We start from the raw sequence: 261 nt of genomic DNA, 5'->3' as shown, positions 1-261 counted from the left end.
CCGAGGCCGACTATCAGCGACTCGTCGCTGCGGAATTCGAAGGAGTGCCGGCATGAGCGCCGCCACTCGGGCAGAGGTCTGCGCGATCGCGTGCGCCGAGGCGTACCGAGGCAACGGTGAAGTGATCGCGAGCGCATTCGGCGTGATACCTGCAATCGGTGTGCGATTGGCGCGTCACACTTTCGAACCCGATCTCGTTTTGTCCGACGGAGAGGCGTCAGCCGTGCGCGGCACCTGGGCCGTCGACGGAACTCCGGCAGG

1 pseudogene is annotated in these 261 nt (G+C 65.9%); it reads left to right on the top strand.

The features are described from left to right. Positions 1-52 precede the first annotated feature (52 nt). Positions 53-261, top strand: a pseudogene (locus tag R0J92_RS24020) (hypothetical protein); the annotation flags it as partial.

This window comes from Tritonibacter sp. SIMBA_163, from assembly GCF_046535935.1.
Lineage (GTDB): Bacteria > Pseudomonadota > Alphaproteobacteria > Rhodobacterales > Rhodobacteraceae > Epibacterium > Epibacterium scottomollicae.
This window is presented reverse-complemented; position numbering and strand designations above follow the sequence as displayed.